General features: G+C 44.2%; 19 protein-coding genes. 11 read left to right on the top strand and 8 right to left on the bottom strand.

Annotated elements, in window-relative coordinates; all coding sequences use genetic code 11:
- The first annotated feature begins 172 nt into the window (after positions 1-172).
- Positions 173-1,309 carry a serine protease gene (locus CO692_RS08895; protein ID WP_096742065.1) on the top strand — a complete coding sequence of 379 codons (1,137 nt, stop codon included), beginning with the start codon at positions 173-175 and terminating at the stop codon, positions 1,307-1,309.
- Between the two features lie 109 nt (positions 1,310-1,418).
- On the opposite strand, the gene CO692_RS08890 is transcribed toward CO692_RS08895, so the two are convergent.
- The 4 genes from CO692_RS08890 to CO692_RS08875 form a co-directional block, all read right to left on the bottom strand.
- On the bottom strand, positions 1,419-1,919 hold the full coding sequence (locus CO692_RS08890; protein ID WP_086293650.1) for a hypothetical protein: 501 nt from the start codon (positions 1,917-1,919) through the stop codon (positions 1,419-1,421).
- 243 nt (positions 1,920-2,162) lie between these two features.
- Positions 2,163-2,591, bottom strand: coding sequence for a DUF1761 domain-containing protein (locus CO692_RS08885; RefSeq protein WP_086293648.1), 429 nt, complete (start codon positions 2,589-2,591; stop codon positions 2,163-2,165).
- Positions 2,592-2,698: 107 nt separating this feature from the next.
- Positions 2,699-4,045 (bottom strand): amino acid permease, encoded by a 1,347-nt coding sequence (locus CO692_RS08880; RefSeq protein ID WP_096742064.1) that lies wholly within the window; start codon positions 4,043-4,045, stop codon positions 2,699-2,701.
- A gap of 295 nt (positions 4,046-4,340) precedes the next feature.
- Positions 4,341-4,709 carry a YxeA family protein gene (locus tag CO692_RS08875; protein ID WP_096742063.1) on the bottom strand — a complete coding sequence of 123 codons (369 nt, stop codon included), beginning with the start codon at positions 4,707-4,709 and terminating at the stop codon, positions 4,341-4,343.
- Positions 4,710-5,029: 320 nt separating this feature from the next.
- Between CO692_RS08875 and CO692_RS08870 the strand changes: the two genes are divergently transcribed.
- The 6 genes from CO692_RS08870 to CO692_RS08845 all read left to right on the top strand — a co-directional run bounded on the left by CO692_RS08870 (position 5,030) and on the right by CO692_RS08845 (position 11,104).
- Complete coding sequence (locus CO692_RS08870; RefSeq protein ID WP_086293644.1) at positions 5,030-5,581, top strand: GNAT family N-acetyltransferase; 552 nt, start codon at positions 5,030-5,032, stop codon at positions 5,579-5,581.
- Between the two features lie 75 nt (positions 5,582-5,656).
- Positions 5,657-6,583 (top strand): ROK family protein, encoded by a 927-nt coding sequence (locus CO692_RS08865; RefSeq protein WP_086293642.1) that lies wholly within the window; start codon positions 5,657-5,659, stop codon positions 6,581-6,583.
- Between the two features lie 57 nt (positions 6,584-6,640).
- Entirely contained in the window at positions 6,641-7,399 is a 759-nt protein-coding gene (locus CO692_RS08860) for a MurR/RpiR family transcriptional regulator (protein ID WP_096742062.1), read from the top strand.
- A 159-nt stretch (positions 7,400-7,558) separates the two neighbouring features.
- Positions 7,559-8,869 (top strand): PTS sugar transporter subunit IIC, encoded by a 1,311-nt coding sequence (locus CO692_RS08855; RefSeq protein ID WP_086293639.1) that lies wholly within the window; start codon positions 7,559-7,561, stop codon positions 8,867-8,869.
- Positions 8,870-8,901: 32 nt separating this feature from the next.
- Positions 8,902-10,341 (top strand): 6-phospho-beta-glucosidase, encoded by a 1,440-nt coding sequence (locus tag CO692_RS08850; RefSeq protein WP_086293638.1) that lies wholly within the window; start codon positions 8,902-8,904, stop codon positions 10,339-10,341.
- A gap of 205 nt (positions 10,342-10,546) precedes the next feature.
- The gene (locus tag CO692_RS08845; RefSeq protein WP_096742061.1) at positions 10,547-11,104 is read left to right on the top strand and encodes a GNAT family N-acetyltransferase; all 558 of its coding nucleotides are present in this window, start codon (positions 10,547-10,549) and stop codon (positions 11,102-11,104) included.
- On the opposite strand, the gene CO692_RS08840 is transcribed toward CO692_RS08845, so the two are convergent.
- Positions 11,030-12,052, bottom strand: coding sequence for a YeiH family protein (locus tag CO692_RS08840; protein ID WP_016619553.1), 1,023 nt, complete (start codon positions 12,050-12,052; stop codon positions 11,030-11,032). The genes CO692_RS08845 and CO692_RS08840 overlap by 75 nt on opposite strands.
- Positions 12,053-12,117: 65 nt before the next feature.
- Between CO692_RS08840 and CO692_RS08835 the strand changes: the two genes are divergently transcribed.
- Together CO692_RS08835 and uvrC are read left to right on the top strand one after the other, a co-directional pair.
- Positions 12,118-12,969: a LysR family transcriptional regulator gene (locus CO692_RS08835; protein ID WP_096742060.1), complete on the top strand. Its 852-nt coding sequence runs from the start codon at positions 12,118-12,120 to the stop codon at positions 12,967-12,969.
- A gap of 233 nt (positions 12,970-13,202) precedes the next feature.
- Positions 13,203-14,993, top strand: coding sequence for an excinuclease ABC subunit UvrC (gene uvrC / locus CO692_RS08830; protein ID WP_086293632.1), 1,791 nt, complete (start codon positions 13,203-13,205; stop codon positions 14,991-14,993).
- Between the two features lie 74 nt (positions 14,994-15,067).
- Here uvrC and CO692_RS08825 read toward each other — a convergent pair whose 3' ends face one another.
- From CO692_RS08825 to CO692_RS08810, 3 genes are all read right to left on the bottom strand, one after another.
- On the bottom strand, positions 15,068-15,808 hold the full coding sequence (locus tag CO692_RS08825; protein ID WP_005226685.1) for a GntR family transcriptional regulator: 741 nt from the start codon (positions 15,806-15,808) through the stop codon (positions 15,068-15,070).
- Between the two features lie 191 nt (positions 15,809-15,999).
- Complete coding sequence (locus CO692_RS08820) at positions 16,000-17,280, bottom strand: PTS sugar transporter subunit IIC (RefSeq protein ID WP_005232725.1); 1,281 nt, start codon at positions 17,278-17,280, stop codon at positions 16,000-16,002.
- A gap of 246 nt (positions 17,281-17,526) precedes the next feature.
- Entirely contained in the window at positions 17,527-18,915 is a 1,389-nt protein-coding gene (locus CO692_RS08810; protein ID WP_413464657.1) for a glycoside hydrolase family 1 protein, read from the bottom strand.
- A 159-nt stretch (positions 18,916-19,074) separates the two neighbouring features.
- Here CO692_RS08810 and celB point away from each other — a divergent pair, with 159 nt between their 5' ends.
- Both celB and CO692_RS08800 read left to right on the top strand, forming a co-directional pair.
- Complete coding sequence (gene celB / locus CO692_RS08805; protein ID WP_005226670.1) at positions 19,075-20,346, top strand: PTS cellobiose transporter subunit IIC; 1,272 nt, start codon at positions 19,075-19,077, stop codon at positions 20,344-20,346.
- Between the two features lie 108 nt (positions 20,347-20,454).
- Positions 20,455-21,171 carry a GntR family transcriptional regulator gene (locus tag CO692_RS08800; protein ID WP_086293627.1) on the top strand — a complete coding sequence of 239 codons (717 nt, stop codon included), beginning with the start codon at positions 20,455-20,457 and terminating at the stop codon, positions 21,169-21,171.
- Positions 21,172-21,203 lie beyond the last annotated feature (32 nt).

Raw genomic sequence — 21,203 nt, 5'->3', positions numbered from 1 at the left:
TATTATAACAAAAAATAAAGTAAATCTATTTTTTATTGATAAAAATAGACATTGATTTGCGATTGCTCCTCCCTTCTACTCTTATCAGCATTGATTACCGGTTATGGATGGCTTATAAGTTAGGAAAAATGTTATAATTGAAATATTCACAAGAAAGGAAATGAAGAAAGTTATGGGGATGTTTATTTTTTTTATTGGTTTTTTGACAATGGTTGTAAGCGGAATCTTTTTTATTCTTGGGTTGATCAAGAAAAAGCCGCTTCGCAACAAGATCGTTATTTTTATGGGTGGTTTTCTCTTATTGATTGGCGGGGCATTATTGACTCCTGCAGCAACACCGGAGCTTCACGTAGATGAAGCAGAACTGGTTACCAACGAGCAAGGCGAAGCGGCGATTACGGGTCAAACCAACCCAGAAGCGCAACTGACGATCAACGGGGTGGAGGTTTCGCTGGCGGACGAAACATTTTCTTACACCGTGCAACTTGAAGATGAAGAGGAACAGGAATTTACTCTCCAAGCCTCAATGGGTGGAAGCACCAAAGAAGAAGTCGTCACCGTCAAACCTTCTCGCGCATTTCTAGCAAATTTACAAGCTGAAAGACAAGAACAAGCAGCACTGGAAAAAGCTGAGACGGCACTGGCTCTTGCCGAAACCCAGCCAAACCAAAAGAATTATGACGAAGCCGTGACGCTGATTCATGCTTTAAGTAAAACCTACGAAGATCTCGCTACTCGGCTAGCTGTAGTTGAAGAACACCTTGCCATCGGCAAAGCCCTTGATACCGCTGAAGCTTCTCTTGAGCGCAGGGATTTCGATCAGGCAAAAGAATTGGTCGCACAAGCGGTTTTGAACAAGGAAACGTTTGAAGGTCGGTTATCCACTGTAGAAACTAAGATTTCTGAGAAAGAAGCAGAAGCACTCGTTGCAGAAGCTGTCCAAGCGGTGGAAGCGGCAGAGGCGGAGCCGACAAAAGATACCCTTGCTCGTGCAAAAGATGCTGTCGCTCGTCTCAAGACCCCCGATGAGGAATTAGCTGCTCGAACGAAAACAGTGGCGCAAACGATCACTGCCAACGAACAAGCAGCCGCACAAGCTAAGGCGGAGGAAGAACGGCAGGCAGCCGCCGCTGTGCCAGAACAAAGTCAGCCAGCCGCTGCTAGCAATCAAGCCCAAACGTCGGTCCTCGTTACACCAACAGGTTCGAAATATCATACGAGAAAATGCGGCAACGGTACCTACACGCCTGCCACTTTAGCAGAAGCGCAAAGTCGCGGACTTACTCCTTGCGCAAAATGTTTTCCGTAATAGTCACTAATATTTTGCAACGAAAAAAAACAAACCTCATTTTTGCCTAAGGTTTGTCCACAGTCTGAAGCGGTTGTCTCTTCGGAGACAGCCGCTTTTTTATCACTTGCTATTTCTCATCGTAAGAAAACTCGTACTCGTTTTGTTCGTCATCGATTAGACGCTTGTCATTGTTGTCCGCCATTTTGAATACTTTCTCAAAATCATCACCAGTCATGCGCACTTCCTTTTTCTCTTGATCAATGATCACATGGGCATTTGTCACTTCAAAAGTGTGCATAGGACCAATGTCTGCCGCAGTCAGTGCTTTGCTTTTGGGAAACTCTGCTTGCAGATGTTCATTGATCTGCGCTAACTGTTCTTCTTGTTTCTCCGCGATATCCGCAGGTGATTGATTCGGATTGGTAAAAAAAGTCAGCGTTTTATTGACAGTGATCTTTCCATCTTCAAATAGATACAAAGCATATTGTTGATGACTGTTGCTATTGGTCAATACTTGATTCGCAGCTGCAGAGTCAACCCCTGAGCGACTGCAGCTTGCCAAAAAAAATAACGCCGCTAAACAAACGGTAGCAAATATTCCTCTACCTAACTTGCTTTTCACTTTCATTTCCCCCTCCTCGTTGTGCCTCAGTTTCCTTCTTTCATGATTTTTCGCGTGGTTTGGTTTATCCTATTCGATTCAGTTGCTTTCAGTATAGCACAAATTATTTGCTTACATAGCTGTTTTTTGTAGTTACGTTAATTTTACACAAAAAACCAACCTTATTAAAAAGATTGGTTTTCTACATTTATTAGGATTACTTGCTTCATTTGATGTCGTTGAAAGCCCGTTCCGTAGTATGATCGCTGCCTATTGTCCAATTAGTCCGACAACAAGTCCTAAAACGATCACTCCTAGAAACCCATTCACAAGGTGCAACCCGACTAATTTGCGGGACTGTCCCGAGTAAACAGCCATCACGAAGGTGGCGACCCCATAAACCCCTAACCACAATAAGCAAGCGACTTGCAAGGAGGTCATCAGCCAACCATCATGATCGAATGTGGCAAACCAATAGACGACTTGATAGGTCGCTGCCGATAAGAGAATCCCACCAACGATCGTTCCGCCAAAGGTAAAGAGCATGTCTCCGGTCGTCATCTGTTGACCGTTCATCTTCTCTGCCATTCCTGATTCTTTCGCCCAAAACTTGCCCCACTTATGCATCGGATTGTAAAGCAGACTTTCCACCACGACCCAGCTGAGGGTACCGAAAATCAATGTCCAAAAATTAACCATTATCGTTTTCTCCTACACTTTATTTTATCGTCACATTCCTGAGAACCGAAGAAACAACCGAACGCGGGGTTCCTTCTCCATCAGTTTATGTCTTAAGGGATGTTTCTTCAACTTTTTTCACTGGTTTCCCCTATTTTTCGATGGTTCCAATAAAAACTAAGAAAAATGATCGTATACAGCAATGCGGTGAAACCTGTGACCGCTAATGGGTTAGTGATCAAGATACCGGCAAACAGCAAAAGCAACGCAAGGATCGCCCCACCCAAAAAAATCGTATAGCCCATTTTCTGCTGCTTGCGTACCAAAACAAACGCCGCCACACTGATCAACAACCAAATCAGCAATACAGTATAAGACAGGGAGCCTGCTAGATAATTGAAGAGTTTGTCGCCTAAAAAGTAAGAAAGAACGACTCCAAGATATAAAGTACCGCTGCAAAACATGATCGCTCGTTGGGGCACGCTGTTTTTATTCAGCATCGTAAAGCGGCTTTTTTTCTGGCCATTGTTGCTTAATCGGAAAAACAACGTTCTTGAAGAAGCATAGACTCCAGAATTGATTGACGAAAACAAAGCCAAAATAATCACTAAATTGACGATGTCGGAGGCAAACGGGACATGGATTTTTTGAAACACCATCACAAAAGGACTGACATTTGGATCGGCTAATTGATTCCACGGATAAATGATCAGTAAAAGAAACAAGGGAATGATGTAAAAAGCGGCAATCCGAGTCATCACTCCTTTGATTGCTTGCGGGATCGCTTTTTTGGGATTTTCTGCTTCACTGATCGTAATGGCTACTAATTCAGAACCGCCGTACGAATAGATTACGACCAATAACGAATTGATAAATCCTTTGAGACCATGAGGGGCAAAACCACCATAGTCTGTCATTTGGCTCATCGTCGGGAAAAAGCCCAAATCAAAGATTTGCGTGGCAACCAGATAGAGACCCACCAAGATCAACGCGATCACCACACTGATTTTGGCCCAGGAAAGCCAGTATTCCGTTTCCGCAAACAAGCGAACCGAAAACAAATTGATGATGGTCGTGAGTAGTGCCAAAATCAACACAAAGATCCAAGCTGGAATATTGGGAAACCACAACTGCAAAAAACTTGCGGCAGCAACTGCTTCGGCGATGACGTTGATCATCCACATCGACCAGTAGATCCAGTCGATGAAATCGGCTGTATGCACGCCAAGATATGGCTGGACTAAGCCCGAAAGGCCATGTTGTTTTTGGTCAGATAAGACCAACTGTCCCAGTCCTGTCATGACGACAAATAAGATCAGCCCGCAAAAAATAAACGCCAGCAAGACCGCAGGTCCCGCTAACTGGATCGCTTCACCGCTGCCTTTGAATAGGCCAGCACCGATGGCGCCACCTAGTGCCAACATAGTGATATGTCTGGTTTTCATCTGCTTTTTTAATTGATTTTTTTCTGTCATAGGTTCCTCCTTGAAAACCGTTGATCCTCCATACAAGGTGATTCTCTCACTGTTGCTATTTTTAATTATATAAATGATTTTTTTAAACTACCTCATAGAGAATACCAGACGCTTCTGCTATTGCAACTAAGAATTGAAAAAATTATCTATTTTTTCTGAAAATTCTATCATCCTCTAATCTTTTTCACCTAAATCAAATCTTGGCGAGCTTTTCTCTAAGTGAATGCACGAAAAAAGCCATCTCCCAACTTGCGGGAAATGACTTCCTGTCCTTTTTTTCAAGCAGGCTTGATGATCAATGAGTCGTAACCAACTCGTCTTTGACGGCGTCAGGGAGATCTTGCTCGGTCACCTCTTGATACGACTCCACATGTTTGCCCTTTGCATCAAGCTCTAGGTAGGCATTTTCTTTTAGCTTTTGTGGTGTCCAAAACGTGATTTTGATCTTTTGCCCATCTTCATTGACTCCTTCTTGTGTATATTCGTAGGAATCGTGTTCTTGCAACACGCCATACTCGTCGGATGTTTTGACATAGACCTTTTTCTCCGGTACGAACGGATTGAAACGATCCACCAGCTGAACCAGTTCGCTGGAATCATCTTTCGTAAAATAAGACCATGTAACCAATGTGACGGTCCCGATCGTTAACACGAGCAGGATCATACTAATTGCTTTCTTCAAGTGATTGTCCTCCGTTTTTTCTATCTACCTTCAGTATAAAAAAACAAGCGATAAATATAATCAAACTTAAGGCGTATTTTTCCGTCGGTCATTGTGACTAAGGTATCAATGGAATATTTCTGCTTTTTCCAACCTCAACGTATAGACAAACAACTAAGTTCTCCTACAAAATCGTCCCTTCTCACAGGAAGACTAGACTGTTTAATAAGTATCGTGATTTTTCATTCTTTGTAGTAAACTAAACTGCAACAACTTACTTTTAAATACTCATGATTGAAATCTATAGAAAATCGAGGTGCCCCATGCTAGAAATCAAACGGATCGATCAAGAACACCAAGCTGATATCCGCTTGAAAAACGAACCCTTCTCCTTATGGGGGAAAATGCTGCCGTCTTATAATGAGGGCAGCTGGCAGTACACGATCTGTAAATTTGCACCTGAAGACATTCAGACGATGCGTTTCCCAGATGAAAATTATTGCTATGATGAAATGAGCCGAAACAGTCTGTTTATCGGTGCTTATGATGATGGAAAATGCATCGGCTTAGCAATCGTTCAAGACGCTTTTTTCAAGTATCTGTACCTCTATGACTTAAAAGTCAACACAGACTACCGCCAGCAAGGAGTCGGTCAACTGCTGATCCAACAGGCACTGAAAGCGGCCCTTGCCAAGGGCTATCGCGGCATCTACACGCAAGCGCAGGACAACAATCCTTCTGCCTGTCTGTTCTACTTGCGGGCAGGCTTTCGCATCGGAGGTCTGGATACGGAGGTATACAAAGGCACCAATCAGGAAGGCAAAAGTGACATTTTGTTTTATTTGGATGCAGCGGAAACGGCAGGCAAAAAATAGCTGAAAAAAGAAAAAAATTCCTCCTGCCAGATGGTACACTTAAGGCAACAATGTTTTAGAAGGTGAGGAAGAAGAATGTACGTAGGATTTGATATTGGCGGAACAAGTATTAAATATGGTGTTTTGGATGAAACCGGCGTGATCCTTGAAAAATCAGCGATCCCCACAAGTTATGAGCCAGCGCAGTTTTATCAGGATCTACTCACGATCATCGAAGATGCCCAGAGCCGCCACACGATTGATGGTATTGGGATCAGTGCCCCAGGGATCGTTCAAAAAGACGGGTTTATGTTAACGGCGGGCGCTATCAAATCGTTGTATGGTGAAAATTTTAAAGCAGCCTTGGAAGCGCGTACAGGATTGCCTGTGGCGGTGGAAAATGATGCCAATGCAGCAGCGATTGCTGAAAAATGGATCGGCAATGCGCAAGAGGCTGCCAACTATTTGTGTCTTGTCCTAGGCACTGGTGTAGGCGGTGGGATCGTGATCAATAACCAAGTCTACCGAGGTGCTCATGGCATGGCTGGTGAATTTGGCTGGATGGTGATCGATCAGCTGCCAGAAGAAGGCAATATCGAGGAAAGTTCCATCAATAAAAAAACTGCCGTCGTGGGCGGCTTGATTCGCCTCTACAATTTAGCTGGCGCAGCAGTTCCTGGCTTTGAACCCACCCAAGACGCCAAAGAAATTTTTGACCGCGCGCAGCAAGGCGAAGCGTTGGCGCTGAAGCTGACGGACCAATTTCTAACGGATTTATCTGTAGGACTGATCAATTTGATTAGCTGTTTTGACCCAGAATTGGTGTTGATCGGCGGCGGCATCAGCGCCAATCCTTATTTCTGGGAACGCCTGCAGGCTCGCTTGACGATCACGGAAACACGGCATGAAGCGATCAATTATTTGCGCGGACAAACCATCGCGCCTGTTCGTCCAGCGAAGCTAAAAAACGATGCCGGCTTGATCGGCGCAGTCTATCAGATCCACCAACAGCTGCACCGTTAAAAGTTCGAATATGCTATACTGGTGTAAATTGATTATCTAGGACAGCGAGGAACCAGCATGGCGCTTTTTGAACAATTAAACTTGAACAAGCTCTCTGCGGTAGAACAAGAAATCTACCGTTTTATCGTCAATCACTTAGAAAAGATCCCGTATATGCGCGTACGCGACATTGCCGATGATGCTCATGTCTCTTCGACTTCGGTCTTTCGTTTTATTCAAAAAGCCGGCTTTCAGTCGTTTCCAGAATTTCGCTTCTATATCAAAAATCATTTAGAAAAAGCTCATTTTGATGCGCATCCGGAACACTTAGGTTTAGAAGCGCGCATCAAAGGCTTGAATATGCAGATCTTCCACCCTGATGCGGAATACCAAATACGAAAACTTGCCGAAGCGATGCGGGATGCTGATTTGATCTTATTTATGGGGATGGGGGCATCCGGTGCGATCGCGCAATACGTTGCCCGCAAGTTGGCCAGTCTCGGTTACTTTAGTATCAGCATAGACGAGCTGACCTACCCGATCAAAAGTTTTTTGCGTAAAGATCAAAAAAATGTTTTGGTTTTTCTGAGTGTCTCTGGTGAAACCAAAGAACTGATCGAAGTCATTACTGGCTTAGAGAATCAGGCAATCGTGCAAAAATATTGCATTACCCCCAATCGGGAAAGTACGTTGGCACGCCTGTGCGATTATTCGATCGAGTATGCGATCAAAGAGGAACGCAAAGACATCTTTCTTGATTTGACTAGTCAATTGCCTTCAGTAGCGATTTTAGAAACACTGATCGGTTATTTGCAAGATTATCGTTCCAACCCTTGATGGTTCAGTTTACTGAACCATCTTTTTTTGTAACACTGTGTTCCGGCTGCGGAATTTTTTTCATTTCTTGAGAGATATGTACGGAATCCGTATCCGCTTACTTTTAGCCGCTTTCATTCGCTATAATGATGGCATCAATTAAGGAAAGGTGTTATTATTATGCAAAAATTCAATGACCTGTTAGACCGCTCGTTGGTACCAATCGCAACAAAGTTGAACAATCAACGCCACGTAGCAGCGATCCGGGATGCGTTCATGCTGATTTTCCCACTGACCATCGCTTCTTCTCTCGTTATTTTGGTCAACAATATTTTATTTTCCAATGAAAGTTTCATCGTGCAATTATTTCAACTGAATCGACTTTTCCCAAATCTGGAAAGTGCCCAGCAAGTCCTAGCTTCCGTGGCGAACGGGACCATCAACATCATGAGTTTATTCATTGCGTTTCTTGTTGCCCAACTTTTAGCCAAACATTTCCAAGCAGATGCTACGCTAGTTGGTTTGACAAGTGTCGCTGCCTTTATGATCTTGTACCCGACCTCCTTTGCAGTAGAAGATGTCAATGTGATCTCCACACAATATTTAGGCGCCCAAGGGTTGTTCGTAGCTATGATCGTGGCTTGTTTGGTCGGTGAATTCTTGCCGAAGCTTTTCAAAGTCAAACGACTGCAGATCAAAATGCCTGAAATGGTACCGCCAGCAGTTTCTCGTTCCTTTTCTGGCATGATTCCGATCGTGATCATCGTGGCAGTCACTGCTTTGATCAATTTCTTAGTTTTGATGATCGCACCAGAAGGCATCAATGAACTGATTTATAATGGGATCCAAAGTCCATTGCGGGATCTGGGGGGCAATGTCGTCGGTGTCTTGATCTTGGCGTTCTTGCAAACTACGTTGTTTGCGATCGGGATCCATGGACCAAATACTTTGAATGCGGTTCGTTCAGCGATTTTTACCGAACAGGACCTAGCTAACCTAGACTTTATCAACCAAGGCGGCTCCTTGTGGGACGTTCCTTACAAAGAAACTTGGGGCGTTTTAAATGATATGTTCGCAAATATGGGCGGAACTGGTATGACATTGGGCTTGATCATTGCGATTTTCATCGCCTCAAAACGTCCAGAACAACGTGAGATCGCTAAGATGTCCTTAGTTCCAGGGATTTTCCAAATCAATGAGCCGATGATCTTCGGTCTACCGATCGTCTTGAACCCAATCATGATCATTCCGTTTATTTTAACGCCAATGGTCAATATTTTAGTGGGTTATTTTGTCACTGTTGTCTGGCCGATCATGCCGACCCCAGCGATTGGGGTACCATGGACGACCCCCGGAATCATTAATCTCTTTTTAGGAACTGGAGGAAATGCGATCGCTGCGGTTGTCGGTGTCGTTTGTCTTGCGATTTCGGTCTTGATCTATTTGCCATTCGTGATCGCCTCTAACCGTTCCCAAAAAGTAGAATTATAAGCAAACGAATGAGTCGAGGAGGAATGAAATTTATGTCCGCAAAAATGCCAAAAGATTTTTTATGGGGCGGCGCGATCGCTGCCCATCAAGCGGAAGGCGCTTGGAATGTTGCTGGTCGTGGAATGAGTACCGCCGATGTCATGACGGCCGGCGGCAACGGTATTCCCCGTAAAATCACCAAAGGCGTCATTGAAGGGGAATATTACCCGAACCATGAAGCCATTGACTTTTATCACCGCTACAAAGAAGATATCCAGTTATTCAAAGAACTGGGCTTGAAATGTCTACGGACATCGATTTCTTGGAGCCGGATCTATCCAACTGGAACAGAAGAAGAACCAAATGAAGCCGGTCTCCAATATTACGATGATCTTTTCGAAGAATTGCAGGCAAATGGCATCGAACCCGTGATCACTTTGTCCCACTTTGAAATGCCCTACGCTCTCTATGAAGAATTTGGTGGGTTTGCTAACAAAGAAGTGATTCCCCTCTTTGTCAAATTCGCTAAGACTGTCTTTCAACGGTATCGTGACAAAGTGACGTATTGGATGACTTTCAATGAGATCAATAATCAAGCAGATGGGCAAGAGCCGCTGCACGTTTGGACCAATTCTGCCATGATCATCGAGGATGACAGTCAAAAAGAAGCACTCGTCTTTCAAGCGGGCGTCAATGAGTTGATTGCCAGTGCGGCAGCCGTGATCGAAGGCAAAAAAATCAATCCAGAGTTTCAGATTGGCTGTATGATGGCCTATGTCCCGGTCTACCCCTACTCTTGTGCGCCAGCTGATTTGATGGCATCCGTCAAAGCCAATGAACGGCGCTATTTTTACAGCGACGTCCACGTACGAGGCAAGATCCCAACCTATGTGCAAAAATATTGGGCAAAAAAAGGCATCACGATTGAGATCACGCCCGAGGAACAAGCGCTATTAAAAGGGGGAACCGTTGATTATATTGGGTTCAGCTATTACATGTCAGGAACGATCTCAACCCTTGATGAAGTGGCTGGCACACCAACTGAGGATATCCCGGGAGCAAAAATCGTGAGGAATCCTTATATTAGTGCTTCTGATTGGGGCTGGCCTATCGATCCAGTCGGGTTGCGCTATGTGTTAAATACGATCTATCAACGCTATGACTTGCCGCTATTTATCGTAGAAAATGGCTTTGGTGCTTACGATCAATTAACCGATGAACAGCAAGTCCATGATGACTACCGCATCACTTACCTGAAAGAGCATATCGAACAGATGGAAAAAGCGGTGGTTGAAGATGGTGTACCGCTATTAGGCTATACGCCTTGGGGGATCATTGACATCGTCAGCTTCGGCAGCGGCGAAATGGAAAAACGCTATGGCATGATCTATGTCGACAAAGACAATACCGGCAAAGGAACCTTGAATCGTTTGAAAAAAGATTCCTTTGCGTGGTACCAGCAAGTGATCGCCTCTAATGGTGAAACGCTCTAATTACTGCTTCCATGACGAACACAAAAACCGCCCCCTCGTTGCGCCATACTCCTTTTCACATTAGGAGCCTGGCAACGAGGGGGCGGTTTTCTTATTAAAGAGGGGCGCCATTGCGAGGATGGCTTTTCTTATCATCACTAAACACTACCTCGATGCTGTGGTACACTATAGCTATTCATTTACTTTTACGTTAAGGAGGAACTGCATGAAGCCGATATTTCGTCCGATCCAATCTCAAGATGATGCGCCCTTAGCCGCTATCATTCGCAAAAGCTTGACCGACCACCAGTTGGCGGTTCCAGGAACTGCCTATTTTGATCCCGAGTTAGACCACTTAAGTGAATTTTATGCAGCGGATCCTGCTACCCGCCATTATTTTGTCGTCACCGATGAATCGGGTACCCTTTTAGGTGGCGGTGGTCTTGCCGCTTATGATTCAGAAGGGAAAATCGCCGAGCTGCAAAAATTTTATCTCAGTGATGCCGCCAAAGGGCAGCGCCTCAGCTATCCCCTGCTGGCGAAGATCGAGGCCAAAGCTTTTCAACTAGACTATCGGCAACTCTATTTAGAATCCCATCATTCTTTAGAAGCTGCCTTGCATGTCTATCAAAAAGCCGGCTATCGCGCATTGTCCCAACCACTACTGGCGGCACAGCATACCACGATGGATCGCTTTTATGTGAAAACATTAGAGCCGCAGCAACCAGATCAATGCAACAGCACCCACGGTTTGGACGGCGCCAACGGAAAGACCATAGAATAAAAAGCGCGGGCCTTCTTTTAAAAACTTGCGGAAATCCAGCCGCAAACCGATGGCTGCCAACGCCGTCGTTTCAAACCACGTACTGATAAAATGAGCCCCCTCATTCAACCAGCTAGGCAGTGGCAAGAAGCTGTTCAAGATACAGATGGTCAAGAAGCCCAACACATACCAAGGGATCGGCAGCCGTAGTTTGCCTTTTCCTTTGGTTTTGGTGGGGGTCTTTGTCGTCATTCGTTCAAAAACAATGACGACGACTGCCAACATGATGATGCGCGCGATTTTAAAGAGCATCGCGTATTTGACGGTGTCGGCATCAATCAAACTAGCCCCCGCCACGACTTGCCCGACGGATTGCAGCGTGCCACCAAGTAAGGCGCTTTTTTGCAATAGATCATCGCCGTATAAGGCCAAGCCTAAAAACGGCAGCGTCAGCATCATCACCGTTCCTAAAAGATTGACCAAGGTGATGATCTGCCCTTTTTCTTCATCATCGGCATCAATGGCTGGTGCGATCGCCGCAATCGCAGAGGACCCGCAGACAGCGTTGCCGCCTGCCATCATCAGGCTCATCTTTTGATTAAAGCCCATTTTTTTCCCTATCAAATAAGCAGCGGTAATGACCAAGCTCATCATCAGCAAAATAAAGAGAAAGCCCCGAAGGCCCATTTCACTGATGGTCTGGAAAGTGACGGTAAAGCCCAGCAAAACCACCGAATATTCCAAGAGCCGACTTTCCGCAACCTTCGTCCCGACTTGATAGCGTTCTTGCTTGAACAGTGTATTTCCTAAAATGATTCCTAATAAAATAGCAAGGGTTGCTCCCCCTAATTTTGGCACAGCCAAAGCCATGATTCGGGCGATGACGGCTACCGAAAAGGACAGGAACAAACCGGGAAGTATCAAAGCTGTTTGTCGTTGCTTCATTGCTTTCATCCTTTCATATAACATCCATTATACACAGATTGACCGATCAGTAGGATTTATTGGTATAATAGTTATGATTGAATTTTCTAATGGAAGGGATTGCAATGCTAAAATTACTGGAGACCTTTAAGATGGTCTATGAAACGAAAAATTTTTCGAAAGCTGCCGAATTGCTGTTTATTTCGCAGCCCACGGTTTCTGCTCAAATCAAGCAGTTGGAACAAGACTTGGATACACCGCTTTTTTTACGCAATGGTCGCAAAAACGTGATCGCCACGCCCCAAGCAGAGTACCTTTACGAAAAGGCACTGAATTTATTGGATGAGTGGTCGACGATCGCCAGCGAGATCCATACCAACACGCAACATCAAAGTCACTGTGCCCTAGGCATCTCTCATACCTATGCGATGGCGTTGATGCCTGACTTGATGATTGCTTTATACAACGCCTTTCCCACGGTGCGTTTTCGGGTATCGATGATGAACTCCGCTGAAGTCTTAACAGCGCTTGAACAACATCAACTGGATTTAGGGATCATTGAAAAACCCTTATCCGCACCAAGTATTTTGCGTTTCCCGATTTTGAAAGATCAACTCGTCTTAGCTGGCGATCCCCAAACCGGACCTTGGCTCGTCCGAGAAGCGAGTTCTGGTGTCTACTATTACACTAAGCGCTATCTGGAGGAACAGAACATTCAAGGATCGATCATCGAGATCGCCAGCAATGAACTGATTGTCGCTTTGCTGAAAAAAGGTTTCGGCTGTTCGATCCTTTCCAAGCGAGCCGCCCACGGCATTGGCTATCAACTGCTGGATAAAAACTTTGAGAGGCAATTTTACCTCATTCAGCGCAAAGTAGTCACAGAACCAGCCATCGAGGGATTGCGGACCTTCATTCAGGAGTGGTCTCAAGAGGATTCCTTACAAGCAGAAAGCAAATAAATTCACCTGTTTTTAAGGGAGGAAATCACCGCCTCGTGGGATTTCTTAACCTTTTCTTACGATTACGCTTCCTCGCTGCCGATCTGGTCCGATTGATTGTTTCTTAAGAAATTTGTGCTAAAATGAAGAGTACTGGCTATGGGCTCTAATGTTCCCCTTTTTGAGGAGAGCTTAGACCACCCTTTGACTACTTTTGCAGTTCGTGAAGCAAACCAGTAAGAAAGGATCTTGAAATGAACGAACAAATCAAGAACAAATTAGCGCTGCTTCCTGATCAACCTGGTTGTTATTTAATGAAAGATAAAAATAACAAAATCATCTATGTTGGGAAAGCCAAAATTTTAAAAAATCGTGTCCGTTCGTATTTTACCGGCAGCCACGATACGAAAACCGAACGGCTCGTTCAAGAAATCAATGATTTTGAGTACGTCGTTACCGAATCAAATACGGAAGCCTTGCTGCTGGAAATCAATTTGATTCAAAAAAACAAACCAAAATACAATATCATGTTAAAGGACGACAAGTCGTATCCTTTTATTAAAGTGACCAAAGAGCGCTATCCGCGTCTGATCATCACTCGTAAAGTTTTAAAAGACGGGGCTTTATATTTTGGCCCTTATCCTGATGCACGAGCAGCCAACGAAACCAAACGGGTGCTAGATCGCCTCTTTCCTTTGCGAAAATGCGGTCCTTCTCAAAAGCGGCCTTGTCTTTATTATCATTTGGGTCAATGTGTCTGTCCTTATGTCAACAATGTAGACCCTAAGGATTATCAGAAGATCGTTGATCAAGTCAAACACTTTTTCCATGGCGGTCACGTCGATATTTTGAAAGATCTGAAAGAGAAGATGGGCGAAGCCATTGAAACGTTAGAGTTTGAGCGAGCGGCTGAGCTGCGGGATCAGATCCAAGCGATCGATACCGTCATGACGCGACAAAAAATGACTCTGACAGATCTGATGGACCGTGATGTCTTTGGCTACAGTGTCGACAAAGGCTGGATGTGTGTCCAAGTCTTCTTTATCCGTCAAGGAAAGCTGATCGAACGAGAAGTCTCTTTGTTTCCTTTCTACAATGAAGCGGATGAGGATTTCTTGACCTTCGTCGGCCAGTTTTACCAAAAGAATGAACACTTCATTCCCAAAGAAGTCTTTGTTCCGCAAAATGTCGATGCCGCACCGTTAGAAGCGCTGCTGGAAACCAAAGTCCTGCAGCCCCAACGAGGCGACAAAAAGAAATTGGTCGATTTGGCCAATAAAAATGCCCGCATTGCCTTGGCACAAAAATTTGCGTTGATCGAGCGTACTGAAGAACGGACGATCGGTGCAGTGGATCGTCTAGGCGAAGCCATGGGGATCCCGACACCTTATCGGATTGAAGCCTTCGATAACTCCCACATCATGGGGACCGATCCGGTTTCTGCAATGGTGGTTTTTGTCGACGGGAAGCCGTTTAAAGATGATTATCGGAAATATAAGATTCGTACCGCACAAGGCGGCGACGATTATGGCTCTATGCAAGAAGTCATCTACCGCCGATACTCTCGTGTCCTAAAAGAAAACCTGCCTTTTCCTGATCTGATCATCATCGATGGCGGGAAAGCCCAAGTCGGTGCTGCCCAAGAAGTGCTGCATAACCAGCTAGGTTTAGATATTCCCGTTGCCGGTTTAGTGAAGAACAACAAACACAAAACCAGTGAGTTAATTTTCGGAGAATTTTTAGATCCGATCCAGCTGGAACGCAATTCTGTAGAATTCTTTTTGCTGCAACGGATCCAAGATGAGGTCCATCGTTTTGCGATCACCTTCCATCGCCAACTGCGCAGTAAAAACAGCTTTTCTTCCAAGCTAGATGAAATTCCTGGCTTAGGACCAAAACGCAAGCAACAGCTCATGAAAACCTTCAAGTCGTTAAAAAACATCCAAGCAGCTTCCGTGGAAGAGATCCAGCAAGCTGGTATTCCCAAAGCCGTTGCGGAAACTATCTTAGCCAAACTAGGCGATCAAAACCAACCCACTTCTTAAGTCAAAACAAAAACGCTCCATAGCCAACAGTAGCTATGAAGCGTTTTTTCGTTGAAGAAGCATTTTGTAAGCCGTTACTTTTTGCGGTGCTGTAACAGATCAGGCTTCATGTCTAACATGGAATAGCCACGAACATCATACCGATTGCGGCTGCAGGAATAGTCCACTGGCCGTCCCGATTCTAAATAGATGATCTGTTCTAATTCCAATACTGGATCATCTACTTGGCACGCTAAATAGGTTTGATCGTATTCATCACTTTTGGCGGCCTGAAAGGTCCGATAAGCACCAGCAAATTTGTAGCCTAAATCTTGCAACAGATAGTCATAGACGGATTCTTCCAAGATCTCTTTCGTCAAACCGCTGACCAGATCCAATGGCATATAGGAATGCTCAAGTATGTAGGGATTGCCTTCTAAGATCCGCAAACGGATCACATGGTAGATTGGTTGTTCAGCAGTGATCTGAAGCATCTCTTGAATTCTTGTTGTAGGAAAACAGACTTCAAAGGTGATGACTTGGCTAGTCAACGTCCGTTTTTCTTGTTTCATTTGATAGCTCAGGCCTTTGTATTCTGTCACCGATGAGGTATCTTTGCCCCAAAAGGAATGATTCAAAACTTTGGTCCCTAAGCCGCGCTTTGTCAGCAGCAAACCTTCCATAATCAGGATATTCACCGCATTTTTAATCGTCATTCGGCTGACGCCAAACTCTTCCACTAACTCTGTTTGATAAGGTAAAAGACTGTCTTTCGGATAAGTTCCGTCCTTGATTCTTTTACGCAGAACATCTGCGATCTCCATATATTTGGGCATTTTGCCACCTCCAAAACGTGTGTTGTATTGTATTGATTGAAAAATGAGAAAAGAACCGGCCAAACGAAAAGAGTGTCATCACACCACTGCACCTTCCAATGAAGCAGTGTGATAAGGGGTATTGCACTCTGATCGCGGCCGGATAAGGTCTATTACGTTTGGCGCTTGTTTCTAATCGACTCGATCAGACATTACGCATTTTTTAAACGGCGTGTTTCTTGAATTTGCGCCATTTTCACGAACGGCAAGTAGATAACGATCGACAAGATCAAGTTAACAGCTGCCAAGATTCCGCCAGCAATACTTTGTGTCGACAAAATACCGCCGATGATTGGTGGCGTCGTCCATGGTGCGATGACGGTACTTGCAGGAACTAAGCCAGTTGCGGTTGCAAAATAAGCAGTCGTTACTAAAACAAGTGGTGTCAACACATATGGGATGAACAAGATTGGGTTCAAGACAACGGGTAACCCAAACATCACTGGTTCATTGATCATGAACACACCTGGTGCAACGGATAGTTTTGCGACAGTCATATACGCTTTATGATGACGAGCAACTAAAAAGATCGCAATCAGAAGACCTAGTGTCGCCCCTGTTCCGCCGATGTTCACGAAAGAATCAAAGAATGGTTTGTTGACGATATAAGGCAAATCTGTGCCTGCTTCTAATGCTCGTGCGTTTGCTTCGATCGCTGGCACATTGATCGTTTGCATGAACGGGTCGATGATGTTGGCACCATGCAAACCAAAGAACCATAAGAATGCAGAGATAAAACCTAATAGCAAAGCAGCTGGATAAGAGTTTGCCAAGCCCATGAATGGTTGTTGCACCAATTCATAGAAGGACAATACGATACTTGTCACACCAAATGCTTGGAAAATTGCTGTAAACAAAGCAAAGATCGATACGGTGATCATTGCTGGGAATAACGCAGCAAATGAACGTGATACTGCTGGTGGTACGCCATCAGGCATGTTGATGACTAAGCGTGGGTTGCCAGCTAGACGACGGAAGATCTCAGTAGAAATGATCGATACGATTAATGCTAAAAATAATCCTTGAGAACCAAGTCCGGCAGCTGTTAACAAACCATCTGGGCCTGTCGCCATTGCACCTAATGCGAAGAAACTTGCAACTGAGATCGCCCCAGCACCTAATGCGTCTTGATTGTAGCTTTTAGCTAAATTATACGCTACTGTGAAAGCGATTAACAGACCAAGTATTGAAAAAGTACCTGCTGACAAGTTGTTCCCAAAGGCTTGCCATGTCCCTTCACCAAAAATGCCATTCATAAAATCAATATAGGCAGGAATTGGTAAGTTGTTGATCAATACCCCAAAAGAGCCTAAGATCATCAACGGCATCGTTACGATGAATCCGTCACGAATGGCCACTAGATGTCTTTGAGAGCCTATTTTAGAAGCGATCGGAATAAAGTGCTTCTCCATAAATCCAATAAATTTATCCATTGTTTTTTCTCCTTTCAAACCCAAAACAAAATAATGAAACCGATTTCTACTAAAGAATACCACGAGAACGTTTCCATGTCTAGTCTTTTCTTTATCAAAACTGTTCTTTTATTTAACCCAGCTTATCATTTGCAAAAACAGGTGGTTTTTTAATAGAATACCCCCTTTGAAATCAGCCAGAAAAATCCGCGATTTTACACAAAAAAAGCAATGCTGATTCCTACAGCATTGCTTTTTTCATTGTTATTAAAAGCCGTTATTATCTGAAACTTCTTTAAACCAACGACCTGATTTTTTCACCGTTCGTTTAGCATCATTTGCTAAGTCAACGGAGATAAATCCGTAACGGTTCTTGTAAGCATTGGTCCATGACCTGTTGTCCATGCAGGTCCACATATGGTAGCCGACACAATTGGTTCCTTCTTGGATCGCTTGGTGGACGTACTTTAGGTGGTCAGAGACAAATTCGATGCGGTAATCATCTTCGATCACGCCATTAGCATTGACGAAACGTTCTTCTCCTTCGACACCCATGCCATTTTCAGAAATGTAGCACTTGATATTGCCATAGTTTTCTCGCGTGTTCGTCAAAATATCATAGATCCCTTTTTCATAGATTTCCCATCCGCGATACGGGTTCATTTTCTTGTTTGGCATATCATAGTTATCAAAGTAATCATCAGGCATTGGACTTTTCGCTTCATCGATCGGTGATTCTTTCTTCATGATACGACGAGGTTGGTAATAATTGATCCCCAACAAGTCGATCGTATTTTCGCGAATCGTTTGTAAATCATCTGCTTCCATTGCTGGTACCATATCCAATTCCTTGACGATGGTCACTAATTCTTCTGGGAACGTCCCTTTGACCGCTGGGTCTAAGAAAGAACGATTAAAGAAGGCATCTGCGATTTGCGCTGCTTTGACATCCTCTGGATCGTTCTCATCTCTTGGATAGCTTGGCGTCAAGTTCAAGATGATGCCGATCTCCCCATCAAGGTTCATCTCATGATAGACTTTGATGGCTTTGGCACTCGCCAACGTTTCGTGGAACCCAACTTGGACTGCATGTTTCATGTTGATCTCATTCGGATAATGGAATTGGTAAAGATAGCCGCCTTCAACAGGGACAATCGGTTCATTATGAGTGAACCATTTCTTGACACGATCACCAAATAATGTAAAGCAGGTTTGCGCAAATGCGACATAGGCATCCACGGTCTCTCGGTTCAACCAGCCGCCTTTTTCTTGCAGCGCCATTGGCATATCGAAGTGGTATAAATTCATGAAAGGTTCGATCCCGTTGGCGATCAGCTCATCAATGTAGGCATTGTAAAAATCAACGGCTTTTTGATTGACTTCTCCTTTGCCTTGCGGGAAAAGACGACTCCATTGGATCGACGTCCGAAACGTCGTATGGCCGGTTTCTTTCATGAGTTGAATATCTTCTTGATAGCGTGTGTAGACTTGCGAGGTTTTTTCAGGACCTACCCCATTGAAAAATTTCTCTGGTTCTTGCTGATACCAGTAATCCCAGATGCTTGCCCCTTTGCCATCACCTTCAAATACACCTTCTGTTTGTGGGCCACTAGCGGCTGACCCCCACCAAAAGCCTGCTGGAAATTGATAATCCATCTTCATTCACTCCTCATTTTTTCTTTGCTGCCCTAATCATAAAGGAAGCAGTTACAAAAATCAATCTTTTTTAAAATAAATGTATAGACATTTAAAATAAAACATGATACATTATCAATGTAATCGATTGCAAAAAGAAATTTAAGGAGTGAACTAATAATGAATGGTTTTATGGATAAGTTATCTGAAAAGATTTTGCCTTTGGCGAATGCCTTAGGACAAAATCGCTACCTGACCGTCTTGCGGGACGCGTTTATGCTTTCGTTCCCAATCACTATGTTTGGATCGATCGTGGTCGTTTTAAACAACCTGCCCTTCTTCAGTGATGCCACTAAAGGAACATTAGGAACACTGTTTGGTAATGGGCAAAATGCAACAATGAGTATCATGACTGTTTTCGTTACTTTCGGTATTGGCTATTATTTATCAAAATCATATGATGTGGAAGGGATTTTTGGCGGTGCCGTTTCTTTTGCCAGCTTTTTGATCTTGACTCCTTTCTTTATGACTACTGAATCTGGCGAAACGATCTCCGGTGTGCTGTCTCTTGATCGTCTTGGCGCAAAAGGGATGTTTATCGGGATGATCGCAGCATTTTTGGCAGCTGAAATCTATTGCCGCATCACAAAACGCGGCTGGCAGATCAAAATGCCTGATGGGGTGCCACCAGCAGTTTCTAAATCTTTTGCCGCTTTGATTCCAGCAATTATCACCTTAACGGTATTCTTAGTGATCAATGCCATCATGACGGGTGTCTTCAATGCCAACTTGCATGACTTGGTTTATGAATTGATCCAAAAACCATTGACTGGACTAGGCAGCAGCTTGCCAGCAACTCTACTGGCTTTGTTCTTTGTTCAATTCCTTTGGTTCTTCGGTCTACATGGTCAAATCATCGTCAACTCTGTGATGGACCCGATTTGGAATACATTGATGTTAGACAACTTAGAAGCGTATCAAAATGGGGATGCACTGCCGCATATCGTCACAAAACCATTTATGGAAACCTTTACCGTTGGATTAGGCGGTTCTGGTATGACGTTAGCCGTTGTTATCTTGATGGCTTTCGTATTGAAGAAAAAACAATACCGCGATGTGGGTCGTTTGGCTTTAGCACCAGGGATCTTTAACGTTAACGAACCAGCCATCTTCGGTATGCCGATCGTCTTGAATGCGACGATCCTGATTCCTTGGGTCGTGGCACCTCTTGTGGTAACGACCTTCAACTACTTAGTGATGGCGGCTGGACTTGTTCCTGCACCAACTGGTGTATCTGTCCCTTGGACCGTTCCAGTGGTCTTCAGTGGTGTCTTAGCAACCAACTCTTGGTTAGGTGGTTTGCTACAAGTCATTGACGTGGTGATCGTCGGCTTAATCTGGTATCCATTCTTACGTGTGTTAGATCGTCAAGCAGAACCATCGATCGATTAAGCGCAACGGCTGGCTGAATTTTTTCAGTCAGCCATTCTTTTTATAAAAAAACCAAGGTTTGATTGTCGAAACCGCTTTTTTCAGCTATACTTCTTGCGAGGTGATCAGATGCCAAAATACCAAGAAATTGCCAATATTTTACGCACACGTATCAAAAACAACACGTATCCGCCTGACAGCTTACTTCCGAATCAAACTGATTTAGTCGAGGAATTCGGAGTCAGCCGGATGACCGTCAAAAAAGCCATCGGTATTTTAGCCATGGAAGGACTGGTTTATTCTCAGCGGGGCGCTGGAACAAAAATATTGAACCACCCATTCTTAAAAAAAGACACCACTGCTTTAACGGTCTATGAAGGCTTGTCAACGGAAATGGGCAAAGCTGGCCGCAAGCTAGTCAGTCAGGTCATCGATTTTCAAGTCGAATTTCCTGACCAAACGATCCAAGAAAAGTTGATGTTGACGGAAGAACAGCCGATCTATAGTATTGTCCGCTTGCGGATTCTTGAAGACCAACCGTTTATTTTAGAATATACCTATATGCCCGTCCATTTGGTGCCCAATTTAACTCGTGGCCATTTAGAAAGTTCTATCTACCGTTATGTCAAAGAGGAACTAGGGGTCCAGTTTGCTGGCGCTTACCGCACCATCGCCGCTGATAAAAGTACCGCGTACGATCAACAGTATTTGGACTGTAAAGCCGATGATCCGGTCTTAGAGATCGAACAGATCGTCTATCAGAAAAATGGCTCACCCATTGAATTTTCCCGTAGTCGCAACCGTTATGATGTGCGGGCCTACTCTTATTTAGATGTCCAGAACTAAAAAGACCTACCCACGGTTTCTGATGGAAGAAA

It is taken from the genome of Enterococcus sp. FDAARGOS_375 (genome assembly GCF_002393265.1).
Classification (GTDB): domain Bacteria; phylum Bacillota; class Bacilli; order Lactobacillales; family Enterococcaceae; genus Enterococcus_D; species Enterococcus_D innesii.
The sequence above is the reverse complement of the archived record's forward strand: the minus strand, read 5'-3'. Positions and strand labels throughout refer to the sequence as shown.

Bases quoted from the DNA above. Each gene is read 5' to 3' on its own strand.
- CO692_RS08855 (WP_086293639.1), top strand. From the start codon at position 7,559: ATGCAAAAATTCAATGACCTGTTAGACCGCTCGTTGGTACCAATCGCA.
- CO692_RS08835 (WP_096742060.1), top strand. From the start codon at position 12,118: ATGGAAGGGATTGCAATGCTAAAATTACTGGAGACCTTTAAGATGGTC.
- CO692_RS08810 (WP_413464657.1), bottom strand. From the start codon at position 18,915: ATGGATTATCAATTTCCAGCAGGCTTTTGGTGGGGGTCAGCCGCTAGT.
- CO692_RS08800 (WP_086293627.1), top strand. From the start codon at position 20,455: ATGCCAAAATACCAAGAAATTGCCAATATTTTACGCACACGTATCAAA.
- CO692_RS08875 (WP_096742063.1), bottom strand. From the start codon at position 4,709: ATGATCCTGCTCGTGTTAACGATCGGGACCGTCACATTGGTTACATGG.
- CO692_RS08865 (WP_086293642.1), top strand. From the start codon at position 5,657: ATGTACGTAGGATTTGATATTGGCGGAACAAGTATTAAATATGGTGTT.
- CO692_RS08880 (WP_096742064.1), bottom strand. From the start codon at position 4,045: ATGACAGAAAAAAATCAATTAAAAAAGCAGATGAAAACCAGACATATC.
- CO692_RS08890 (WP_086293650.1), bottom strand. From the start codon at position 1,919: ATGAAAGTGAAAAGCAAGTTAGGTAGAGGAATATTTGCTACCGTTTGT.
- CO692_RS08845 (WP_096742061.1), top strand. From the start codon at position 10,547: ATGAAGCCGATATTTCGTCCGATCCAATCTCAAGATGATGCGCCCTTA.
- CO692_RS08825 (WP_005226685.1), bottom strand. From the start codon at position 15,808: ATGCCCAAATATATGGAGATCGCAGATGTTCTGCGTAAAAGAATCAAG.
- CO692_RS08895 (WP_096742065.1), top strand. From the start codon at position 173: ATGGGGATGTTTATTTTTTTTATTGGTTTTTTGACAATGGTTGTAAGC.
- CO692_RS08885 (WP_086293648.1), bottom strand. From the start codon at position 2,591: ATGGTTAATTTTTGGACATTGATTTTCGGTACCCTCAGCTGGGTCGTG.
- CO692_RS08860 (WP_096742062.1), top strand. From the start codon at position 6,641: ATGGCGCTTTTTGAACAATTAAACTTGAACAAGCTCTCTGCGGTAGAA.
- celB (WP_005226670.1), top strand. From the start codon at position 19,075: ATGAATGGTTTTATGGATAAGTTATCTGAAAAGATTTTGCCTTTGGCG.
- CO692_RS08820 (WP_005232725.1), bottom strand. From the start codon at position 17,280: ATGGATAAATTTATTGGATTTATGGAGAAGCACTTTATTCCGATCGCT.
- uvrC (WP_086293632.1), top strand. From the start codon at position 13,203: ATGAACGAACAAATCAAGAACAAATTAGCGCTGCTTCCTGATCAACCT.
- CO692_RS08840 (WP_016619553.1), bottom strand. From the start codon at position 12,052: ATGTTATATGAAAGGATGAAAGCAATGAAGCAACGACAAACAGCTTTG.
- CO692_RS08870 (WP_086293644.1), top strand. From the start codon at position 5,030: ATGCTAGAAATCAAACGGATCGATCAAGAACACCAAGCTGATATCCGC.
- CO692_RS08850 (WP_086293638.1), top strand. From the start codon at position 8,902: ATGTCCGCAAAAATGCCAAAAGATTTTTTATGGGGCGGCGCGATCGCT.